Raw genomic sequence first — 20,113 nt, 5'->3', positions numbered from 1 at the left:
AGCATGTTAACTGATTTAAAAGTGAAAGTTGGACCGCAATTTTATCGTTACCACGAAGGCGCCTTAGCTTCGGTGCCGTCACTTTTCAAGGAATATCACGCCCAACGAATTTTGGTGGTGCATGGCACCGTATCCTTTGAAAAAGCTCAGCCATTTTTGCCCTTCTTGGCAGATTCAGAGTATCAATTCTTCTATCACACTTACACAGGAGAATGTAGTTATTTTGGCGCCGAACAAATTTCACAGCAAATAAAGGAACACCAGATTGACTTTCTTCTGGGAGTCGGCGGCGGTAAGTTAGCCGATTTAGTGGGCTACAGCGCCCATTTAAACAATCTGAATTTTGGCTTGGTCCCCACTTTGGCTAGTAACTGTGCGCCGTGGACACCGTTAGCTGTGATGTATCAAGAAAATGGCGCGGCCGAAGGCAAAACGGAACATTTCTTTCGCCAAGCTGCGTTTTTAATCACCGATCCTAAGTTGCTTCTTGATGCACCCCGTGATTATTTTGTCGCTGGTTTAGCTGATACGTTAGCGAAATGGTATGAATCAGAGACCATTTTACGCCAAGCCCATTTGCAAGGGGAACCCTTTTTACAATTAGCGGGAGCGACCGCCAAGCTTTCGCAAGAAGCGATTATGCGGGACTCAAAAGCAGCCTTAGCAGCGATGGACGAGGGCAAACTCACGCCTGAATTTGTCCATCTTTCAGAAATTGTTTTCGCCGTTTCCGGATTAGTCGGCGGCTTCGGTGACAAATACGCCCGCAATGCAGCAGCACACGCCATGCATGATGCTATGAGTAAATTTTTACCAAAAAGTCATGACTATTTACATGGCGAAAAAGTAGCTTACGGCATCTTCTATCAATTAGCATTGGAAAAAAGGTGGGCCATCATAGACGCATTAATCCCTTTTTATCAAGAGCTAAACTTGCCCATGTCGTTACGACAAATGGGCCTTTACCCAGAAGAAGCAGTACTCGATGCAATGGTTCAATTTATTGATTCAAAAGAAAAGGTTCATTTAATTCCTATTGAGATTTCGGAAGAACGTTTACGTCAAGGGATTGAAGAGCTAGAAAAGTATATCCAAAACCAAGGATAAGAAGGAGGAACTATGGAAACGTTAAGTGTTTTACAAAGTTTGATAATGGCGCTTTGGGTGGCAGCAATTATGTCCAGATGGCTTGGAGGAGGAGCAACGTTAACGTTGCGTTTCTCGCCCTTAATGACAGGGTTAGTAGCAGGTTTAGTGATGGGCGATGTCCCGAAAGCGATGATTGTCACCGCAGCATTACAAATGATTTACATGGGTGTTTTTTCACCAGGTGGCTCTATGCCAGCAGAACCATCAATTGCGGCAGCGATTGCTGTGCCAGTTGCGTTGCTAGGGAATTTGAAGCCGGAAGCGGCTATCGCCGTAGCGGTTCCTGTCGGTCTTTTAGGAAGTTATTTATATCAATTCCGTTTCTTTATTAACACGTTTTTAGGGAAGTATACCGATCGTGCGGTGGCTGAACTAAATTCTAAAAAAATTGCCCGCTCAATTATCTGGTATCCAACGATTGCCTCATTTATTTTATTCGTTCCATTAGTCTTTTTTGCTCTTTATCTAGGGGCACCAGTCATTGCCGATATTATTAAAGCATTAGAAGGAACCGTTGTGATTCACGTGTTAGAAGTAGTCGGTGGTGGTTTAGCCGCAATTGGGATTGCGACAACGGTCTATGTCATTGGTCGAAAAGATTTCTTGGTTTTCTTTTTCCTTGCATACTTCATGAGTATCGTCTTTAAGTCATTGGAAATTACCATGGTAACGTATGCCATCTTTGGCGTAATTATTGCGTTAATTTTTGTGCAAGTCCAAAAAGGCAAACCTGTAGCAGAAAGTGCTAGTTCCGCCAGTGCCACCACTGATTTTGATGATGATGACGATTACGATGACGGGTTTTAAAAGAAAAAGGAGGAACTGAAATGACGGAAACAACAGAAAAAGTCGTGCCGAAAACAACGAATTTAGCACCAGAAGAAATTACCAATAAAGATGTTACAAAAGCCTATCTCCGTTGGCATTTTGCCAATGAAATTCCCCATTCCTTTGAACGTTACTTGGCGCCTTCGTTACTGTACGCAATGATGCCACTTTTAAAGAAATTATATAAAGACGATGAACAATTAAAAGCCGCTTATATGCGTCAACTGCTGTTTTTCAATACGCAATTAAGTTGGGGCGGCGGGGTCATTACTGGATTGATGGCTTCTATGGAACAAGAGCGGGCCAAAGAAGAACATGAAGGCCGCGAAATCATGATGCAAGATGATTTAATGTATAACACCAAAGCTGGCTTGATGGGCGCGTTAGCTGGAATTGGTGATGCGATTGACTCAGGTACGGTTCAATATATTTTTATTGCGATTGCGGTGCCGTGGGCGCAACAAGGTAGCGCATTAGGTGCGATTTTCCCCTTTGTCGCGTTTGCCCTTTATCAAGTACTGTTAGGTGTGTTCTTTGCGAGACAATCCTTTAAAATGGGGCGGAATGCCACAGGCTTAATGCAAAGTGCTGGGATTCAAAAAGCTATTGAAATGTTATCTGTTTTAGGGTTGTTCATGATGGGAATTTTAGCTGGTAATTATGTCAAAGTTTCTTCAACCCTTCAATTTAAACTTTCTGGCCGTGAGTTTGTGGTCCAAGATATCCTTGATCAGATTGTCCCAGGACTCTTGCCGCTAGCTGTCGTAATGGGCGTGTATTGGTTCTATACGAAAAAAGGCTTGAAAGTTACGCAAGCATTATTGTGGTTAACAGGTATCTTAATTGTCTTAGCAACAGTCGGTATTTTATAAAAAGAAAAGGACGTGAATCAGATGGGCGTAGTAAATTTAGCAAGAGTAGATGAACGATTAATTCATGGACAAGTGATGGTGACCTTGTCTCAAAAAAGTGGCGTTAATTCCATTTTCGTTGTCGATGAAGTGGTGGCAAAGGATAAATTTATGCGTGATTTATACAAAAGTGCAGGCAGTCGGACAGGACAAAAAACCATTGTCATTACGCCGGAAAAAGCCAAATTTTATTGGGATGAATACCAATTCAAAGAGTACAACTGTATTTTAATCGCTAAAACCGTCTCTGTAATTTATGACTTAGTAAAACACGGAGTCCCTATGAAGGAGTTAAACATCGGCGGTATTGCACAGAAGAATCCAGAAAAAGATTTATTAGTAACCAAATCAGTTTATTTAAACAAAGAAGATGCTGAAAAATTAAAAGAACTACATGAGGTGTATGGCGTAGAAGATATTTATTTCCAAGCAACGCCTTCTGCACCAAAAACTAGTTTAAAAGAGGTTTTAGGCAAATTTAATTTATAAAAAAGGCCAGTCGCTTGAGTCATTGCATGACTGTTTGAAGTAATGACTCAAGCCACTGAATTGAAGGAGGAACTTTTATGTTAGGGATTGTGATTGCTACACACGGTGCACTAAGTGACGGTGCGAAAGACGCAGCTACCGTGATTATGGGCGCAACCGAAAATATCGAAACCGTTAATCTAAATAGTGGAGACGATGTCCAAGCACTAGGCGGACAAATTAAAACAGCGATTGAGAACGTCCAACAAGGGGATGGCGTGTTGGTCATGGTTGACTTATTAAGTGCGAGTCCTTACAATCAGGCAGTTTTGGTGATTAACGAACTCGAACCAGCACTACAAAAGAAAATCTTTGTGGTGAGTGGTACCAACCTACCAATGGTCTTAGAAGCGATAAACCATCAATTATTAGGCACACCGATTGCTGAAGCGGCGCAAGCGATTGTTGCGCAAGGCAAAGAAAGTGTGCAAGCATGGGATATTTCTATGACTTCCTTTGAGGACGAAGAGGATGAGGACGATGATTTTTAAGAATGTAGTAAAGGGTGAAAGCAATGAAATGGGGATTTAGATGGTACGGAGCGGCAGGCGATGCCATTCCGTTAAAACACATTCGACAGATTCCAGGAATTACTGGCGTTGTCGGTACCTTGTTAAATAAACTACCAGGTGATGTTTGGACAGTAGCCGAAATTCAGGCACTTAAACAATCGGTGGAACAAGAAGGATTAGCACTTTTAGGAATTGAAAGTGTCGCTATTCATGATGCCATTAAAGCGGGAACGGATCAACGAGACCACTATATTGATAATTATCGCCAAACGTTACGTAACTTGGGGAAATGTGGAATTTCCTTAGTGTGCTACAGTTTCAAGCCTATTTTTGGTTGGGCTAAAACGGACTTGGCGTATGAGAATGAAGATGGTAGCTTATCGTTGTTATTTGATCAAGCTGTGGTAGAGAACATGCAGCCAGAAGACATGTATCAATTAATTCACAGTCAGTCAAAAGGATTTCGGTTACCAGGTTGGGAAGAGGAGCGTTTGCAACAATTTCAAGAATTGAAAGCCATGTATGCCGGCGTAACGGAAGAAGATTTGGTCGAAAATTTGCGCTACTTTTTAGAACGTGTGATTCCTGTATGTGAAGAAGAAAATATCAAAATGGGGATTCACCCCGATGATCCACCTTGGGAAATTTTTGGTTTGCCAAGAATCACTAAAAATTTAGCGGATTTAAAACGGATCCTTTCCTTGGTGGACTCACCAGCAAATGGGATTACATTTTGTACAGGTTCCCTCGGTGCGGACCCGACGAATGATTTGCCTACTATGATTCGTGAAATAGGTCACAGAATTAATTTTGTTCATTTCCGCAATGTGAAGTATTTAGGCGAGCATCGTTTTGAAGAAACGGCGCATCCGAGTGTCGCTGGTTCTTTAGATATGGCGGAATTAATGCAAGCACTGGTAGACGTAGGGTATGAAGGCGTTATTCGCCCTGACCATGGGCGGGCAATTTGGGATGAAAAAGCGATGCCTGGTTATGGTTTATATGATCGAGCAATGGGGTTGACCTATATTCAAGGACTGTACGAAGCAACCAAAGCCAAACAAAATAGGAAGTGACAGAATGGAAACAAAAGTTGAAAAAAATCAACTGTATCAACAATTAGCGACATGCAAACTTTTACCACTATACACTGCAACAGATTTACGTTATTTGCCACAAGTAGAATCAGTCTTAGTAGAAAACGAATTACCGTTTATTGAAGTCACTTTTCGGAGTCAGCTGGCCTTGCCTGCCATCAAACAACTTGCTGCTTCAGGGAATTTAATTGTGGGCGCAGGAACTGTTAGAACCTTGAAAGAAGCCCAAGAGGCAGTAGCGAACGGTGCACAGTTCATTGTTTCCCCAGCGATTGTTCCAGAAGTCATTGATTTTTGTCTGGCAAACGAGGTGCCTATTTTTCCAGGAACAGCTACGCCTGGGGAGATTCAGCGAGCGCTGGCGTATGGCTTACGAGTGGTTAAATTTTTCCCAGCCGATATTTATGGCGGGTTAAAAGCCATTAAAAGTTTAAGCGGTCCGTTTTATGATGTTCAATTTTTACCAACTGGCGGGATTGATGAAACAAACTTTATAGAGTATGTGGAAGCCAAAGAAGTATTAGCAGTGGGCGGCTCCTTTATTTTATCGGAAAAGATGCTTCAAGAAGATGAAGCTTCGGCACGCCAGCATGTTCAATCTTTACTCACGAAAATCAAAGAACGACAAGCAAAATAAAAAGATGGGCTAAGTTTTGTTACTTAGTCCTTTTTTTTCTGTCCAAATGTTACTGACATTATTTTAGTTTTCATTTTGTAAAAATAGTATAGGAGAAAAGCAATCAGTTATGTATAATTAGTGAAAGAAGGTTGCGTGAAGTAAAAATAAAAAGGAGAGCAAAGGATGTTAAAAAATGTAGAAGTGTTCTGGCAAAACTTTTTAGATAAACATGAATTAGATATGTTGATGCCCGATGTGTGGATGTTTGGTGATGGCTCTTCTGAGATGGGTAATCGTTTGGGTCAATTGGTTGTTTCTGGTCGTAAGACAGCGACATGTTCTTCTTTAGATATTTATAAAATGGAAGAAGAACAACTCCCTAAAGCTGGTCAATACGACATAATTTTAGATGGTCAGTCTCAACCTCTGGCTATTATTCGAACAACCAAAGTTGAAATTATGCCCATGAATAAGGTCTCAGAATCTTTTGCGCAAGCGGAAGGTGAAGGAGATTTGACGTTGGATTATTGGTATGAAGAGCATGCGCGGTTCTTTAAAGAAGAACTGTCCCCCTATCAGTTACAATTTTATCCCGACATGTTATTAGTTTGCCAAAGTTTTGAAGTGGTGGATCTTTATACAGAAAAAGAATAGACAGAGAAGCGGTGACTGACACGATTGAAACGAGCAGTTGTCGCTTTTTTTTACTGATTTTTTGAAAAAGTTGCGTATGTTTATATAGACAGGGTGATAGAAAAAAGATGTGTATTTTAAGTGTCGAGGAAAAGATGGTACAATAACCTAAGGAATACTAACAAGGAGTGAATGTTATGAAAGAAGAATTTTCATATGAAATTTTAGAAGAAGTCGCTGTGTTATCTGAGAATGCTCGTGGCTGGCGTAAAGAATTGAATTTAATTAGTTGGAATGGTCGTCCACCAAAATTTGATTTGCGTGAGTGGGCCCCTGATCACGAAAAAATGGGTAAAGGCATCACCTTAACCAACGAAGAATTTGCTGAATTAAGCAAAACAATTAAATCCATGTAAAAGGAGCACCCTGTCAATGAAAAGTATGACTGGATTTGGAAAAAAGACCATTCAAAATGAAAATTATCAATTGGATATCGAAGTCAAAAGTGTTAATCAGCGGTTTTTAGATATTCAATTGCGTATGCCAAAGGAACTGAATGCCTATGAACTGGTGATTCGGCAAGTAATCAAACGCACGTTAAAACGTGGACGTGTGGAAGTCTATGTAAATCTCCAAAAAATCGGCAACAATCAAAAAGAAGTGCGCGTGCAGTGGGACTTAATTGATCAATTATTAACTTCGGTAGATCAACATTTAAAGGAAAACTATCCGGAAGCAACGTTTGATGCAGGGGACACGGTCAACCATTTATTAAAGCAAAATGATTTTGTCGAAATAGTGGAAGCAGAAATTGCTGATCAGACATTTGAACCATTTCTTGTTCAAGCATTTGAAGCAGCCATCGCTAGTCTTGACCAAAGCCGTGTGCAAGAAGGAACGCAAATTAAACAAGTCCTGCTTGACTATGTAGCAGTGTTGACCCAATCAATTCAAGAGCTGCAAGCGTTTGTGGGCGTTTTTGAACAAGAATACCGTCAACGTTTTGAAGCGAAATTAAACGAATGGTTAGGTAGCCAAGTGGATGAAACACGCTTATTAACAGAAATGGCCATTTTATTGGAAAAAGGCGATATTCATGAAGAATTGGATCGTTTGGATATCCATATTGATAAGTTGCATCAGTTGCTTGACGAAACAGAACCAGTGGGCCGAGAACTAGATTTCTTAATTCAAGAAATGAACCGTGAAGTCAATACGATTGGTTCGAAATCAAGTCCAATTGAAATAAAAAATAGTGTCGTTCAAATGAAAACAACCTTAGAAAAGATTCGGGAACAAATTCAAAATGTCGAATAGAGAAAATGGTTTCGTGTTTTTCCAGAAAACGCTATAATATAGAAGTAACGAATAAATGACAGAGGTGAAAGCAATGACTAAATTTTATGATGTAACCTTTCAAGAATTAAGTGGTCGTTCTGTGGTAAAAACAGAAGTCGCTTCAGACAGAGAACCATTTGACGTCTGGCAAGATGCTTGTGCAAGCTATTCTGAAACAGAATTAAATATCCAAATTAACGAAGACACGTTTGTTACTTTGAATCGTCACTTTGTTGTTCGCATTGACGTGAAAGAAGTTGACGGCCCTGTCGACAAACAAGTTCGTCGTCGCGATGAATTGATGAACGTGGTCAATACGCTTTCTAATATGGGCTTATAAAAAATACCACCAAGCATTTCACGCTTGGTGGTATTTTTTTTAATTAGAATAAAAGAAACAAGCCAACGGCGCATAGGAAAGAAAGAACTGCGGCACTTAAAAAGATTGTCCGCATGGATGCAGTTTTACTGCTTTCTTTGCCGTGTTTTTTCTGACGTTCTAAACGTTTTTGAAGCTGACGGGTAATTACTGAGAAGATTAGCCCGAAAAGGACTAAAACACTTGTGGCAATCGATTTGGGAATAAAATGATTCGGTTCTGCAACGGTGGTATCCCCAGAACGTTCGTTTGATTCTGACGCAGCTTCCGCTGTTGTTTGTTTTGGCTTAACTTCTTGGTAAGCCACTTTAGGCGCTTGAACAGTACTATTTAACAATGTCAAAGGCGTGTCGACTTGCACCTGCCCTGCTACTAATTTAAAAGTAGGCTGACTGCCTTTGGGAACGACACCGTATAAATCGTTAGCCAAAGTGACTTTTTTGTGATCAATGGTTTGTGGTCCTTTGTCTAAAAGTTTTTTGCGTTCGTATGTCGTATAGGCATAGTCCAGCAAAGCATTCCCAGCCACATGCCGTTCGTATTCACCATCTTGGTTTTGCCAATTACCAACGCCTAAAATGACTTCAATTAAACGGAAATCTCCTTGTTTGACAGTCGCAATATAGTTAAAGCCGCCTGTTGGACTAGAGCCTGTTTTTAAACCATCCACGCCTTGATAACCATACTTAGCGCCTGGTAAAGAATAATTGTACGCTTCAAACGTTTCCTCGTAAGGCGTGCCGACCATTGTTTTCACCACTGGTTTATTGGTGATTTCTAAAATTTCTGGATAATTTTTCAGAAAATGATAGGTTAGTGAAGCTAAATCTCTAGCTGTAGAGACGTTATCGCCATTTGGGTCAATTCCTTGCATTTGATACAGGCCGTTAAAGGCACTTGCTTGCGCTCCACTGCAGTTGTAATAGGTAGTATTTGTCATCCCTAATTCAGCCGCTTTTTGATTCATTAAATGAACAAAGTCAGTAGGCTGGTTCCCTGAAATTAAGTTTGCCAACATGAGAGTCGCCACATTAGAAGAGGGGACAGCAATCATTTTTAACAGTTCACGGACTGGATAAGCAACACCTAACGTAATTTTGTTATTACTAATGGCATATATTTTAGAAATATCGACATCTTTTTGCGTAGCAGTCACAGTCGTATCCATTGTAAATTTTCCTTGCTCCATTGCTTCAAAGGCCAAGTACATGGTCATCACTTTGGCAATACTGGCAGGATTCCACGCTAAATCTGGTTGCTGCGACCAGAGAATTTCTCCAGAATCAGCATCAACAACGATGGCTGCTTTGGGAATGCCATCCGCTTTCAGGGTTGTCCCCATTTTTTTAGCAATTGCGGTAATATCTTCTTCTGCGTGAGTCACAGTAGGTTGGGCAAAAAAGGCCCCACAACTGACAACTAAGCCTAGCAGAAACAATGTAAATGGTTTAATTCGTGCGATGTTTCTCAGTCCTTTCTTATTCACGTTTTTTCATCCTAAAGGAGTCATCACTTCATTTTACTTAAAAAATGGCTGCCTGTATAGGAATTCTAGGTAATTTGTTTAAAAAAAGAACAAGTTATGAAAGCCAAATTAAAGAAGAAATGTTATTTTTTCAGTGAATCTCCAAGAAAGTCTTGAAAATTGCAGAAAAAAAGTGCAAAATAGAACTAATACTGTGAAATTATGTTTTGAAAGGAAGTCGTTATGTCAGAGCGCGGGTTATTAATCGTATTGTCAGGTCCTTCAGGAGTGGGGAAAGGGACTGTAAGAAAGGCTATTTTCGACAGTGAAGAAAATGATTTTCAATATTCAATCTCAATGACCACTCGGAAACAGCGAGAAGGCGAAGTGGATGGAGTAGATTACTATTTCCGTTCAAGAGAAGAATTTGAAGCGATGATTGAAGCTGGAGAAATGTTGGAATATGCGGAATATGTTGGTAACTATTATGGGACACCATTAACGTATGTTAACCAGACGCTAGATGAAGGCAAAGACGTCTTTTTAGAAATCGAAGTCCAAGGGGCTAAACAAGTCAAAGACAAAGTGCCTGATGGCGTATTTATCTTTTTGACACCTCCCGATTTAGCGGAATTAAAATCAAGAATTATTGGCCGCGGAACAGACGAAATGTCTGTGATTGAAGAACGAATGGCTGTGGCCAGAGAAGAAATCGAAATGATGGCGCTGTATGATTATGCGGTAGTGAATGATGAAGTTCCTTTAGCCGTGCAACGAATTAAAGACATTATCGCGAGTGAGCACTTCCGTGTTGACCGTGTAATTGGAAAATATATTAAAATGTTAGAGGAGATGTAGCCTTATGATGTTAAAACCGTCAATTGACTCATTGTTAAAAGAAGTCCCTTCAAAATATTCTTTGGTTATTTTAGCAAGCAAACGTGCGCATGAATTAGATGAAGGTGTTCAACCAACCGTTGAATCCTTTGATTCTGTAAAAAGTGTGGGTCGTGCGTTAGAAGAAATCGAAGCAGGAACAGTGATCAGTGATCCAAATCCTGAAGAAAAACGCGAACGTCTACGCATTGAACGTGAAGAACGCAAACGCCAACGTGAACAAGAACAAAAAGAATTAGAAAACCGTTTACGTGACGAAAAAAATTAATTGAATGATTGTCAACGAATGGAGAAAGCCGTCTGTCTATTTCAGAGGCTTTCTCTTCGTTTATTCTGAAAGGTGCCAACGAGACACACAAGACAAATCAGTCAATCTTTAGTACAATAGGCAAAGAGAATTTACATAAAAAGGAGGATGCACCATGCAAAAAGTAGCCAAAGTTATTGTGGATGTACCAACGATGCAAACCGATCAACCATTCACTTATTTAGTTCCTGAAAATTTAAATGAGCAATTGGCTGTCGGCATGCGTGTAGAAGTGCCTTTTGGTAACGGTAATCGGCATGTTCAAGGGTTTGTTCTAGCCATTGAACCAATGGCTGCAACGGTTCTTGACGAAGCCAACGTTCAGTTGAAAGAACTAGTGGCGGTGTTGGATTTAAAACCTGTCTTAAATACAGAAATGTTGGCTTTAGCTGATTATATGAAGGAAAAAACGTTTGCCTTTAAAATCACTTGTTTGCAAACCATGTTGCCTAGCGTAATGCGTGCCGATTACCAAAAATATATTTATTTAACGGATGAGCTTTCTGAAGAATTACAAGATCAGTTATTTTATGGTTTAGAGGAAATTTCGTGGGACCAAGCGCAAGAACGTGGGATTTTGCCTCAACTAATGGCGTTGCGTAAACAGCAAAAAGTCGATATTCGCTACGAAGTTACGACGAGAAATAAAGTCAAAATGGTCCGCTTCATTCAAGCCGCTAAGGAATTTGAACAACTAGAGGAAATTCGTTTGGGTTTACGCAAGGGAGCTAAGAAGAAAGAGCAACTTCTTTACTATTTACAACGCTTGGGCACTGAAAAAATCACCGCTGTGAAGGAAATGAAAGAATTAGGTTTCAGTACCGCGCTTTTAAATGAAGCGGCCCAAAACGGCTGGTTAACGTTCATTGAAAAAGAAGCGTATCGTGATCCGTTTGCTAATCAGACGTTTGAAAAAACGACTGCGTTATCTTTGAACGCAGAACAACAGGTGGCTGTGGAAACAATCTTACAATCGGTCCAAGAACAGCAAAGTCAAACCTATTTATTGGAAGGTATTACAGGAAGCGGGAAAACAGAAGTTTATCTACAGGTCATTGCAGAAGTTCTTAACCAAGGCAAAACAGCCATTATGCTTGTTCCTGAAATTTCTTTAACTCCACAAATGGTGCAACGCTTTAAAAGTCGCTTTGGCGAACATGTTGCTGTAATGCATAGTGGCTTATCGCAAGGTGAAAAATACGATGAGTGGCGGAAGATTGAACGAGGAGAAGCGGAAGTGGTGGTTGGCGCGCGTTCTGCCATTTTTGCGCCAATCGAAAACATCGGTGTGATCATTATTGATGAAGAACACGAGGCAAGTTATAAACAAGAAGAAACCCCCCGCTACCACGCGAGAGATTTAGCGATTTGGCGTTCGGAGTATCATCATTGCCCTGTTGTTTTAGGCAGTGCCACGCCATCCTTGGAATCACGCGCTCGTGCGCAAAAAAACGTTTATCAGCGGTTACGATTAACACAGCGTGCCAATCAAGCGGCAACCTTGCCCACGATTGATGTAGTGGATATGCGTCAAGAAGTAGAAAATGGCAATGTCTCTTCTTTTTCCATGTCGTTGCAAGAAAAACTCCAAGAACGCTTAGAGAAAAACGAACAAAGTGTTCTCCTGCTTAATCGCCGTGGCTATTCGTCATTTGTGATGTGTCGCGATTGTGGCTATGTGTTGCCGTGTCCGAATTGTGATATTTCCTTAACTTTGCATATGGATAGCAAAACAATGAAATGTCATTATTGTGGGCATGAAGAGCGGATTCCTTATCGCTGTCCTAACTGTGGCCAAGATAAAATTCGTTACTACGGAACAGGCACACAAAAAGTAGAAGAAGAATTACAAACGTTGTTACCAGACAGTCGTATTCTCCGAATGGATGTTGATACGACCCGTCGCAAAGGTGCGCATGAAAAGATTTTGCGAACATTTGGTGAAGGACAAGCGGATATCTTATTAGGCACACAAATGATTGCCAAAGGACTGGACTTTCCAAATGTGACGTTAGTCGGTGTCTTAAATGCTGATACCGCCTTGAATTTACCCGATTTTCGTTCCAGTGAACGGACCTTCCAATTATTGACACAGGTCAGCGGCCGCGCTGGTCGCGCTGAAAAACCGGGAGAAGTCATCATTCAATCTTTTAACCCCGAGCATTATGCGATACAATTGGCAAAAGCCCAAGATTATGAAGATTTTTATACAAAAGAAATGTATATTCGTCATCGTGGGAATTATCCGCCGTACTATTTTACGGTCCAAATTACGGCCAGCCATCCTGAAGAAAATGAAGCAGCGAAACAAATGTTTCAAATTGCAACGAAATTAAAACAAGGCTTATCGCCGCAAGCTATTTTGTTGGGACCAACGCCCAACGCAATTATGCGTGTCAATAATCGGTACTTTTATCAAGTGATTATCAAGTATAAACAAGAACCAATGCTTCAACCATTATTGAAAGAAATTTTAACCGATACACAACGAGCAACGGCTCGTGGTTTAAAACTTTCCATTGATGCAGAACCCATGAATTTTATTTAAAAAATACAGCTTTGAAAGGAGCACTTATGCGCTATCCAGTTGTGATTCACCCGAACGAACACTTAAAAATGAAGGCTCAACCTGTGACGATTATTACCGATGAAATTGTGCAGTTACTAGAGGACATGTATGAAACAATGCTGGCCCATGATGGGATTGGCTTAGCAGCCCCGCAAATTGGGAAAAATTTGCAAATGGCAGTGATTGAAATCGATGAAGAATCTGGTCGTTTTGAACTAATTAATCCTGTGATTATTGAAAAAAAAGGAACCAGTATTGATGTGGAAGGCTGTTTAAGTATTCCAGAAACATATGGAACCGTTGAACGAGCAGATGAAGTGACTGTCCGTTATTTTGACCGTGAAGGTGAAGAAATGGAAGTTACGGCTTACGGCTATTTAGCTCGAGCTTTTCAACACGAAATTGATCATTTGAATGGCGAGTTATTTATCGACAAAATGATTGAGAAAATTGCACCAGAAGATTTAGAAGCGTATATGGAGGAACATTTTGATGACTAAAATTGTATTTATGGGCACACCAGCCTTTTCTGTTCCGATTTTAGAAAGTTTAATCGAGGCAGGCTATGACGTTCAAGCGGTTGTCACGCAACCAGATCGACCAGTTGGCCGAAAAAAAGTGATTACCCCAACGCCTGTCAAAGAAGCAGCTTTAAAACATAACTTATTAGTCTTACAACCAGAGAAAATTTCAGGTTCTCCTGAAATGGAAAAAGTGATTGACTTAGCACCAGATGTAATTGTGACAGCAGCCTTTGGGCAATTTTTACCAGAGAAAATTTTAAAAGCGCCCAAACTAGGTGCGATTAATGTCCATGCCTCACTTTTACCAAAATATCGTGGCGGCGCACCTGTACATTACTCGATTATTGAAGGAGAAAAAGAAACAGGCGTCACGATTATGGAAATGGTGAAAAAAATGGATGCTGGCGCGATTTTATCGCAACGTGCAATTCCGATTACGAAACAAGATGATGTAGGCACCATGTTTGAAAAATTAAGCATTCTAGGAAAAGAACTTTTATTAGAGACGTTACCTAAGCTAATTGCTGGCGAAATTACGCCTATTCCACAAGTGGAAGAAGAGGCTACTTTTTCACCAAATATTACTCGAGAACAAGAACGAATTGACTGGCAAAAAACCGCTGAGGCAATTGATAACCAAGTGCGTGGTATGCGTCCTTGGCCAACAGCGTTCACAACCTACCAAGGGACCAACTGGAAAATTTGGGCAGTGACACCACTGACTGAAACAACAACCAGCGCCCCAGGAACGATTATCCAACGTAGTAAAAAAGCGCTGTGGATTGCTTGTGGTGAAGGGACAGTCCTTCAAATTGATCGCCTGCAACCAGCAGGTAAAGGTCAATTAACGATTCAAGAATTTTTAAATGGCGTTGGTCAAAATGTCGCAGAAAAAGATAAGGTGGACTAACAAAAATGGCTGAAAAAATCCCCAAGAAATTAAAACGTTCTGTTCGATACGTTGCTTTAGAAACCATCGAACGTGTGGATAAAGGTGGGGCGTACTCCAATCTTTTACTTAATGAAATGATGACAAAATCAGAACTAAGCGAGAAAGATGGCCGCTTGTTTACAGAACTTGTCTACGGCACAATTAGTCGCAAATTATTGTTGGAATACTACTTAACACCATTTGTTAAGAAACCGCAAAAAGTCGATAATTGGGTGAAAAATTTATTGATTTTATCGTTATATCAATTACTTTATTTAGATAAAGTACCCGATCATGCAGTCATTAATGAAGCGGTTGAAATTGGCAAACGTCGTGGCAATCCTGGGATTGGTAAATTCGTGAATGGCGTGCTGCGGGCGTTCCAACGAAATGGAGCACCTAGTTTGGCAGCAATTAGCGATCCAGTTGATCGGTTAGCCACGGAAATTAGCATGCCACGTTGGTTAACAGAAAAATTACTTGCCCAATTAGGCGAAGAAGAAACACGGCAGTTGGGTTTGTCATTATTTGAAAAAAGCCATGCGAGTGGCCGCGTAAACACACGGTTTATTTCACGAGAAGAAGCGCTGGAAGAATTACAAGAAACAGGGATTGCCGCAAAGGAAAGTCAACTTTCCCCTTATGGTGTTGTCGCTGAAAAAGGCTACTTAGCTGGCAGTGAACTGTTTATTAACGGTTGTTTAACCATTCAAGATGAAAGCTCTATGCTCGTGGCTCCAGCGATGCAAATTGAACCGCATCATCGTGTCTTGGATGCTTGTGCGGCTCCTGGTGGCAAAACGACTCATATCGCAACTTTTTTAGAGGCTGAAGCAGGTGGTCGTGTGACTTCTTTAGATATTCATGCGCACAAAATTAAGCTAATTAATGAAAATGCGCAACGCCTCCATGTGGCGGATGTCGTCCAAGCAGAAAAGCTTGATGCGCGACAAGTGGCCGAAGAATTTCCCGCAGAAACCTTTGATCGGATTTTAGTTGATGCACCATGTTCAGGCTTAGGGCTAATGCGCCGTAAACCAGACATTAAATACCATAAAACGGCCAGTGATTTTCAAAATTTACCTAAAATTCAGTTAGAAATCTTAGAAAGTGTTGCCCCAACACTAAAACAATGGGGTATAATGGTCTATAGCACTTGTACTATTACGCCAGAAGAAAATCAGGAAGTAGTGGCAGCCTTTTTAGCCAAACACCCTGAATTTGAAAAAATTGAAATTGTTGCAAATGAAAACGTCCAAGCAGTAGTAAAAGAGCAAGAACTGGTTCTGTATCCCCATCAATACATGACAGATGGCTTCTTTATTTGCTGTATGCGGAAAGTTAGTTCAAATGAGGTGAAATAATTTGGAAATCAACGTTCAATCAGATGTCGGTCGCAAAAGAAATACGAACCAAGATTATGCCAACGTTTTTGAGAACCAACAACACGTAACCTTTGCTGTTTTAGCAGATGGCATGGGTGGCCACCAAGCAGGTGATGTCGCTAGCCAAATGGCAGTCAATAATTTAGGTGAGAGTTGGTCCAATGCGTCTGTCGACTCAGCTGAAAAATCTGCACAGTGGTTAATTCAAGCAATTCAAAAGGAAAATGAAAAAATTTATGAACGCGGACAATCGAAACCAGAGTATTTAGGAATGGGGACAACCGTGGTTGGTGCCATTCTTTTACCGGATTCATTTGTCTTAGCAAATGTGGGGGATAGTCGTGCTTATTTAGTTCGTGACCAACACATGTTACAATTAACAGAAGATCATTCTTTAGTGAATGAACTAGTAAAATCAGGGGAGATTACTCGTGAGATGGCTGCAAATCATCCACGAAAAAATGTCCTAACACGTTCTTTGGGAATGCCTGGCACTGTCGAAGTCGATGTAACCAATCATGAATGGCTGCCTAATGACTATTTACTGTTATGTTCGGACGGTTTAACCAATATGGTTCCTGAGACAAAAATTTTAGAAATTTTAGAGACGTCAGATCCCTTAGAATCCAAATTAAGCCAACTCGTTGCCCAAGCAAATGAAGCGGGTGGTTTAGATAACATTACCGTGTTAGTGATACACTTTGACGAACAGAAGGAGGAAAACCAATGATAGAAATCGGCAAGAAGCTGAATGGTCGATATCACATTATTGGCAGCATCGGAAGCGGCGGCATGGCCAACGTCTATTTAGCACACGATTTAATTTTAGACCGAGACGTTGCAGTAAAAGTCTTGCGCTTTGACTTCCAAAACGATCAAGCCGCCATCCGACGTTTTCAGCGTGAAGCACTAGCCGCAACTGAGCTGGTTCACCCGAATATCGTCAGTGTGTACGATGTAGGCGAAGAAGATGGACTACAATATTTAGTCATGGAATATGTGAAAGGAATGGACTTAAAACGTTACATCCAAACGCATTTCCCAATTCCTTATTCCACAGTTGTGGACATTACGCAACAAATTTTATCTGCTGTCGCAATGGCACATGAACATAGAATTATTCACCGGGATTTAAAACCGCAAAACATTCTGATTGACGAACACGGCACAGTCAAAATTACTGACTTTGGGATTGCGATTGCTTTGTCAGAAACGTCAATTACGCAAACGAACACAATGTTAGGTTCGGTGCATTACTTATCGCCAGAACAAGCGCGCGGAAGCATGGCGACTAACCAATCAGATATTTACGCTGTGGGAATTATTCTCTATGAAATGTTAACGGGGAATGTACCGTTTGATGGTGAATCAGCCGTAACGATTGCCTTAAAACATTTTCAAGAAGAAATTCCTTCTGTCAAAATGTTTGATCCAGGGATTCCTCAATCATTGGAAAATGTGGTTCGTCACGCAACCGCAAAAGACCCAAGCGATCGCTACAAAACAGCGAATGAGATGGCAGAAGACTTATACACGTCCTTGTCAGCCAGTCGTTTAAACGAACCTGCGTGGGAACCAACGGCTTTATTAGGAGAAACGAAAGTATTAACTCCGATTCCCGAAGACATCGCTGAACCGGAAGAGACAACGCCTGTCGAAGTTCCAGAAGATACCGCAGATGACATTTTAGCTGAACAACCACCGAAGAAAAACCGCAAAAAATTGTGGATTGGCTTAGCAATTGCGGCATTAATTGCTTTAGCAATAGGTGGCTTAGCCTTTGCAATGTCGGGCGGTAAAGACGTTGAAGTTCCTGATGTTACAAATGAAACGAAAGCGGCCGCTTCACAAGCGCTACAAAGTGCCGGTCTGAAAGTCGATAGTGAAACCAAAAAAATTCCCGACGATAAGATTGAAGAAGGCAAGGTGGTCAAAACAGACCCCGAAGCAAAATCATCTGTGAAAAAAGGCCGATCTGTTACTTTATATATCAGCTCTGGAACAGAAAAAATTGAGATGGCCGATTATACAAAGGAATCGTATGAATCTGCTGTCGAAGCCTTGAAAAAACTAGGGTTTTCAGAAGACCAAATTACAACGAAAAAAGAATACAGTGATTCTGTGTCTACAGATAACATTATTAAACAAAAACCAGCTGCAGGTAAAAAAGTTGATCCGAAAAAAGACAACGTCACTTTAACGGTCAGTGAAGGACCAGAAGCGGTTACTTTGCCTAGTTACGCCGGTTATTCTTACACAAATGCAGTAAATGCACTGGCACAATTAGGTATTTCTGAATCTCAAATTACGCGTGTCGACCAAGCAAGCGATACGGTAGAACCAGGTTTAGTCATTACGCAAGACCCCGCACCAGGGGGCACCGTAGTATCTAAAAATGGTCAAGTGACATTATATGTAAGTAAAGGTAGCGACAAAGTGACACTTTCTGATTATAGCGGAATTTCTTATGATAATGCGGTAAGTCGCTTAATTGCTTTAGGTATCCCAGAATCTCAAATTAAACGAGTGGACGAAGAAAGCGACAAAGTTGAAAAAGATACCGTGATTAGTCAAGAACCAGCTTCTGGTACCGCTGTTGATCCGAAAAATGACACGATTACTTTACATGTCAGCAAAGGCAGCGACTCAGTAACTGTTCCTGATATTTCAGGTTATTCGCCAAAAGCTGCAGAAGACAGCATCAATAACGCTGGCCTTAAAATCAATGAACAAGGATTATCTGGCTCTGGCGATGGCCAAGTCGTTGAACGAACTAGCCCATCCGCTGGCAGCAAAGTCAAAAAAGGCGACGCTGTTACGGTTTATTATTCAAAAGCAAATGATTCAAAAAGCACCACTAGTGAAAGTAGTACGAGTAATTAAGACAAGAGGTTGGGACAGGAGTGTTTAGCTTCAAGAAATAAGAAGAAATTTCCGAAAGATGCTTTTCGTCTTTCGAGGAATTTCGGCTTATTTCTGAAGAAGCTGCTCCTGTCCCGCCGTTTATCTTAAGATTTAAGTCTAGGAAGGTAAGTCATTTCGACTTATGTCCTAGGCTCTTTTTAATTAATAGAATCGAGAGGCTCTCTTGATTTCTCTGCCACTATCCTGTATATTCGAAAGTAGTTAGGAGTGGTTTATCTGAAAGGTCAAATCAGAAAAGCGTTAAGCGGTTTTTATTATGTATACGCAGATGGAGAAACATATCAAACAAGAGCGCGAGGGAATTTTCGTAATCGAAAAATTACGCCACTCGTGGGAGATGAAGTACTTTTTGAAAGCGATAATTTAACAGATGGTTATGTGTTGGAAATTTTACCAAGACGAAATGAATTAGTGCGCCCGCCTGTTGCAAATGTGGATCTAGGTGTGGTTGTCATGAGTATGGTTTCGCCAAATTTTTCGTTTAATTTGTTGGATCGTTTCTTAGTCAGCTTAGAGTATAAGGATATAGAACCAGTTATTTATTTAACGAAAGTTGATCTATTAGATGAGCCGCAACGTCAAGAAGTCACTGAAATTAAACAGATTTATGAAGCGTTAGATTATGCGGTAATCGCTTCGGAAGACGTAGAAGCCACCAAAGAATTAGAACGCTTTTTCCCAGAACGGTTGACTGTTTTTATGGGACAATCAGGCGCTGGAAAATCAACATTGTTGAATCAAATTTCACCAGAATTACAACTAGCAACTGCGGAAATTTCCCAATCTTTAGGACGGGGCAAACATACGACCCGTCACGTGGAGTTGATTCCGTTATACGACGGTTTGGTTGCTGATACACCAGGATTTAGTGCCATCGATTTCTTGGAGATGGAAGCAGTGGAATTACCAAAGCAATTTCCTGAATTTGTTGCCGCGGCCTCTCACTGTAAGTTTCGTGAATGTATGCACCACAAAGAACCTGGTTGTGAAGTGAAACGCCAAGTGGAAGCGGGAACCATTGCGACGAGTCGTTACGAAAATTATTTACAGTTTTTAATGGAAATCGAGAATCGACGACCTGTTTATAAGAAAAAATCATAGCAAATATAAAGGGAG

Annotated in this window: 21 protein-coding genes; 20 read left to right on the top strand and 1 reads right to left on the bottom strand. The window is 40.8% G+C overall.

What is annotated here, in order from left to right; all coding sequences use genetic code 11:
* Window positions 1-3 precede the first annotated feature (3 nt).
* The 11 genes from IGL86_RS12145 to IGL86_RS12095 all read left to right on the top strand — a co-directional run bounded on the left by IGL86_RS12145 (window position 4) and on the right by IGL86_RS12095 (window position 7,955).
* Entirely contained in the window at window positions 4-1,107 is a 1,104-nt protein-coding gene (locus IGL86_RS12145) for an iron-containing alcohol dehydrogenase family protein (RefSeq protein ID WP_002401114.1), read from the top strand.
* Window positions 1,108-1,119: 12 nt separating this feature from the next.
* Window positions 1,120-1,956 carry a PTS mannose/fructose/sorbose/N-acetylgalactosamine transporter subunit IIC gene (locus IGL86_RS12140; protein ID WP_002372794.1) on the top strand — a complete coding sequence of 279 codons (837 nt, stop codon included), beginning with the start codon at window positions 1,120-1,122 and terminating at the stop codon, window positions 1,954-1,956.
* Window positions 1,957-1,976: 20 nt separating this feature from the next.
* Entirely contained in the window at window positions 1,977-2,849 is an 873-nt protein-coding gene (locus tag IGL86_RS12135; RefSeq protein ID WP_002354903.1) for a PTS system mannose/fructose/sorbose family transporter subunit IID, read from the top strand.
* Between the two features lie 21 nt (window positions 2,850-2,870).
* Window positions 2,871-3,377 carry a PTS system mannose/fructose/N-acetylgalactosamine-transporter subunit IIB gene (locus tag IGL86_RS12130; RefSeq protein WP_002354904.1) on the top strand — a complete coding sequence of 169 codons (507 nt, stop codon included), beginning with the start codon at window positions 2,871-2,873 and terminating at the stop codon, window positions 3,375-3,377.
* A 77-nt stretch (window positions 3,378-3,454) separates the two neighbouring features.
* Window positions 3,455-3,907, top strand: coding sequence for a PTS sugar transporter subunit IIA (locus IGL86_RS12125; RefSeq protein ID WP_002354905.1), 453 nt, complete (start codon window positions 3,455-3,457; stop codon window positions 3,905-3,907).
* A gap of 23 nt (window positions 3,908-3,930) precedes the next feature.
* On the top strand, window positions 3,931-5,004 hold the full coding sequence (gene uxuA, locus IGL86_RS12120) for a mannonate dehydratase (protein ID WP_002388613.1): 1,074 nt from the start codon (window positions 3,931-3,933) through the stop codon (window positions 5,002-5,004).
* A gap of 4 nt (window positions 5,005-5,008) precedes the next feature.
* Window positions 5,009-5,662, top strand: a complete 654-nt coding sequence (locus tag IGL86_RS12115; RefSeq protein ID WP_002354907.1) for a bifunctional 4-hydroxy-2-oxoglutarate aldolase/2-dehydro-3-deoxy-phosphogluconate aldolase — start codon at window positions 5,009-5,011, stop codon at window positions 5,660-5,662.
* A gap of 165 nt (window positions 5,663-5,827) precedes the next feature.
* Complete coding sequence (locus IGL86_RS12110; protein WP_010713713.1) at window positions 5,828-6,298, top strand: ASCH domain-containing protein; 471 nt, start codon at window positions 5,828-5,830, stop codon at window positions 6,296-6,298.
* 176 nt (window positions 6,299-6,474) lie between these two features.
* Window positions 6,475-6,693 (top strand): YdbC family protein, encoded by a 219-nt coding sequence (locus IGL86_RS12105; RefSeq protein ID WP_002381076.1) that lies wholly within the window; start codon window positions 6,475-6,477, stop codon window positions 6,691-6,693.
* A gap of 16 nt (window positions 6,694-6,709) precedes the next feature.
* Window positions 6,710-7,594 carry a YicC/YloC family endoribonuclease gene (locus tag IGL86_RS12100; protein ID WP_002383232.1) on the top strand — a complete coding sequence of 295 codons (885 nt, stop codon included), beginning with the start codon at window positions 6,710-6,712 and terminating at the stop codon, window positions 7,592-7,594.
* A gap of 55 nt (window positions 7,595-7,649) precedes the next feature.
* Window positions 7,650-7,955: a hypothetical protein gene (locus tag IGL86_RS12095; protein WP_002383233.1), complete on the top strand. Its 306-nt coding sequence runs from the start codon at window positions 7,650-7,652 to the stop codon at window positions 7,953-7,955.
* Window positions 7,956-7,998: 43 nt separating this feature from the next.
* Here IGL86_RS12095 and IGL86_RS12090 read toward each other — a convergent pair whose 3' ends face one another.
* Window positions 7,999-9,480, bottom strand: a complete 1,482-nt coding sequence (locus IGL86_RS12090; protein ID WP_033625856.1) for a DUF1958 domain-containing protein — start codon at window positions 9,478-9,480, stop codon at window positions 7,999-8,001.
* A gap of 222 nt (window positions 9,481-9,702) precedes the next feature.
* Between IGL86_RS12090 and gmk the strand changes: the two genes are divergently transcribed.
* The 9 genes from gmk (at window position 9,703) to rsgA (ending at window position 20,098) form a co-directional block, all read left to right on the top strand.
* Window positions 9,703-10,317, top strand: a complete 615-nt coding sequence (gmk, locus tag IGL86_RS12085) for a guanylate kinase (RefSeq protein WP_002354915.1) — start codon at window positions 9,703-9,705, stop codon at window positions 10,315-10,317.
* A 4-nt stretch (window positions 10,318-10,321) separates the two neighbouring features.
* Window positions 10,322-10,624, top strand: coding sequence for a DNA-directed RNA polymerase subunit omega (gene rpoZ, locus IGL86_RS12080; RefSeq protein WP_002354916.1), 303 nt, complete (start codon window positions 10,322-10,324; stop codon window positions 10,622-10,624).
* 154 nt (window positions 10,625-10,778) lie between these two features.
* The gene (priA, locus tag IGL86_RS12075; RefSeq protein ID WP_033625857.1) at window positions 10,779-13,211 is read left to right on the top strand and encodes a primosomal protein N'; all 2,433 of its coding nucleotides are present in this window, start codon (window positions 10,779-10,781) and stop codon (window positions 13,209-13,211) included.
* Between the two features lie 26 nt (window positions 13,212-13,237).
* On the top strand, window positions 13,238-13,732 hold the full coding sequence (gene def, locus IGL86_RS12070; protein WP_002371656.1) for a peptide deformylase: 495 nt from the start codon (window positions 13,238-13,240) through the stop codon (window positions 13,730-13,732).
* Window positions 13,725-14,666, top strand: coding sequence for a methionyl-tRNA formyltransferase (gene fmt / locus IGL86_RS12065; RefSeq protein ID WP_002383238.1), 942 nt, complete (start codon window positions 13,725-13,727; stop codon window positions 14,664-14,666). The genes def and fmt overlap by 8 nt, the downstream gene beginning before the upstream one ends.
* A gap of 5 nt (window positions 14,667-14,671) precedes the next feature.
* Window positions 14,672-16,051: a 16S rRNA (cytosine(967)-C(5))-methyltransferase RsmB gene (rsmB, locus tag IGL86_RS12060; protein WP_033625858.1), complete on the top strand. Its 1,380-nt coding sequence runs from the start codon at window positions 14,672-14,674 to the stop codon at window positions 16,049-16,051.
* Between the two features lies 1 nt (window position 16,052).
* Complete coding sequence (locus tag IGL86_RS12055; RefSeq protein WP_002383239.1) at window positions 16,053-16,802, top strand: Stp1/IreP family PP2C-type Ser/Thr phosphatase; 750 nt, start codon at window positions 16,053-16,055, stop codon at window positions 16,800-16,802.
* Window positions 16,799-18,955 (top strand): serine/threonine protein kinase IreK, encoded by a 2,157-nt coding sequence (gene ireK, locus IGL86_RS12050; protein WP_033625859.1) that lies wholly within the window; start codon window positions 16,799-16,801, stop codon window positions 18,953-18,955. Before IGL86_RS12055 ends, ireK begins: the two co-directional genes overlap by 4 nt.
* Window positions 18,956-19,204: 249 nt before the next feature.
* Complete coding sequence (rsgA, locus tag IGL86_RS12045; RefSeq protein WP_002383241.1) at window positions 19,205-20,098, top strand: ribosome small subunit-dependent GTPase A; 894 nt, start codon at window positions 19,205-19,207, stop codon at window positions 20,096-20,098.
* Window positions 20,099-20,113: the final 15 nt, after the last annotated feature.

This window comes from Enterococcus sp. DIV0774 (assembly GCF_050539095.1).
Taxonomy (GTDB): Bacteria; Bacillota; Bacilli; order Lactobacillales; family Enterococcaceae; genus Enterococcus; species Enterococcus faecalis.
This window is presented reverse-complemented; position numbering and strand designations above follow the sequence as displayed.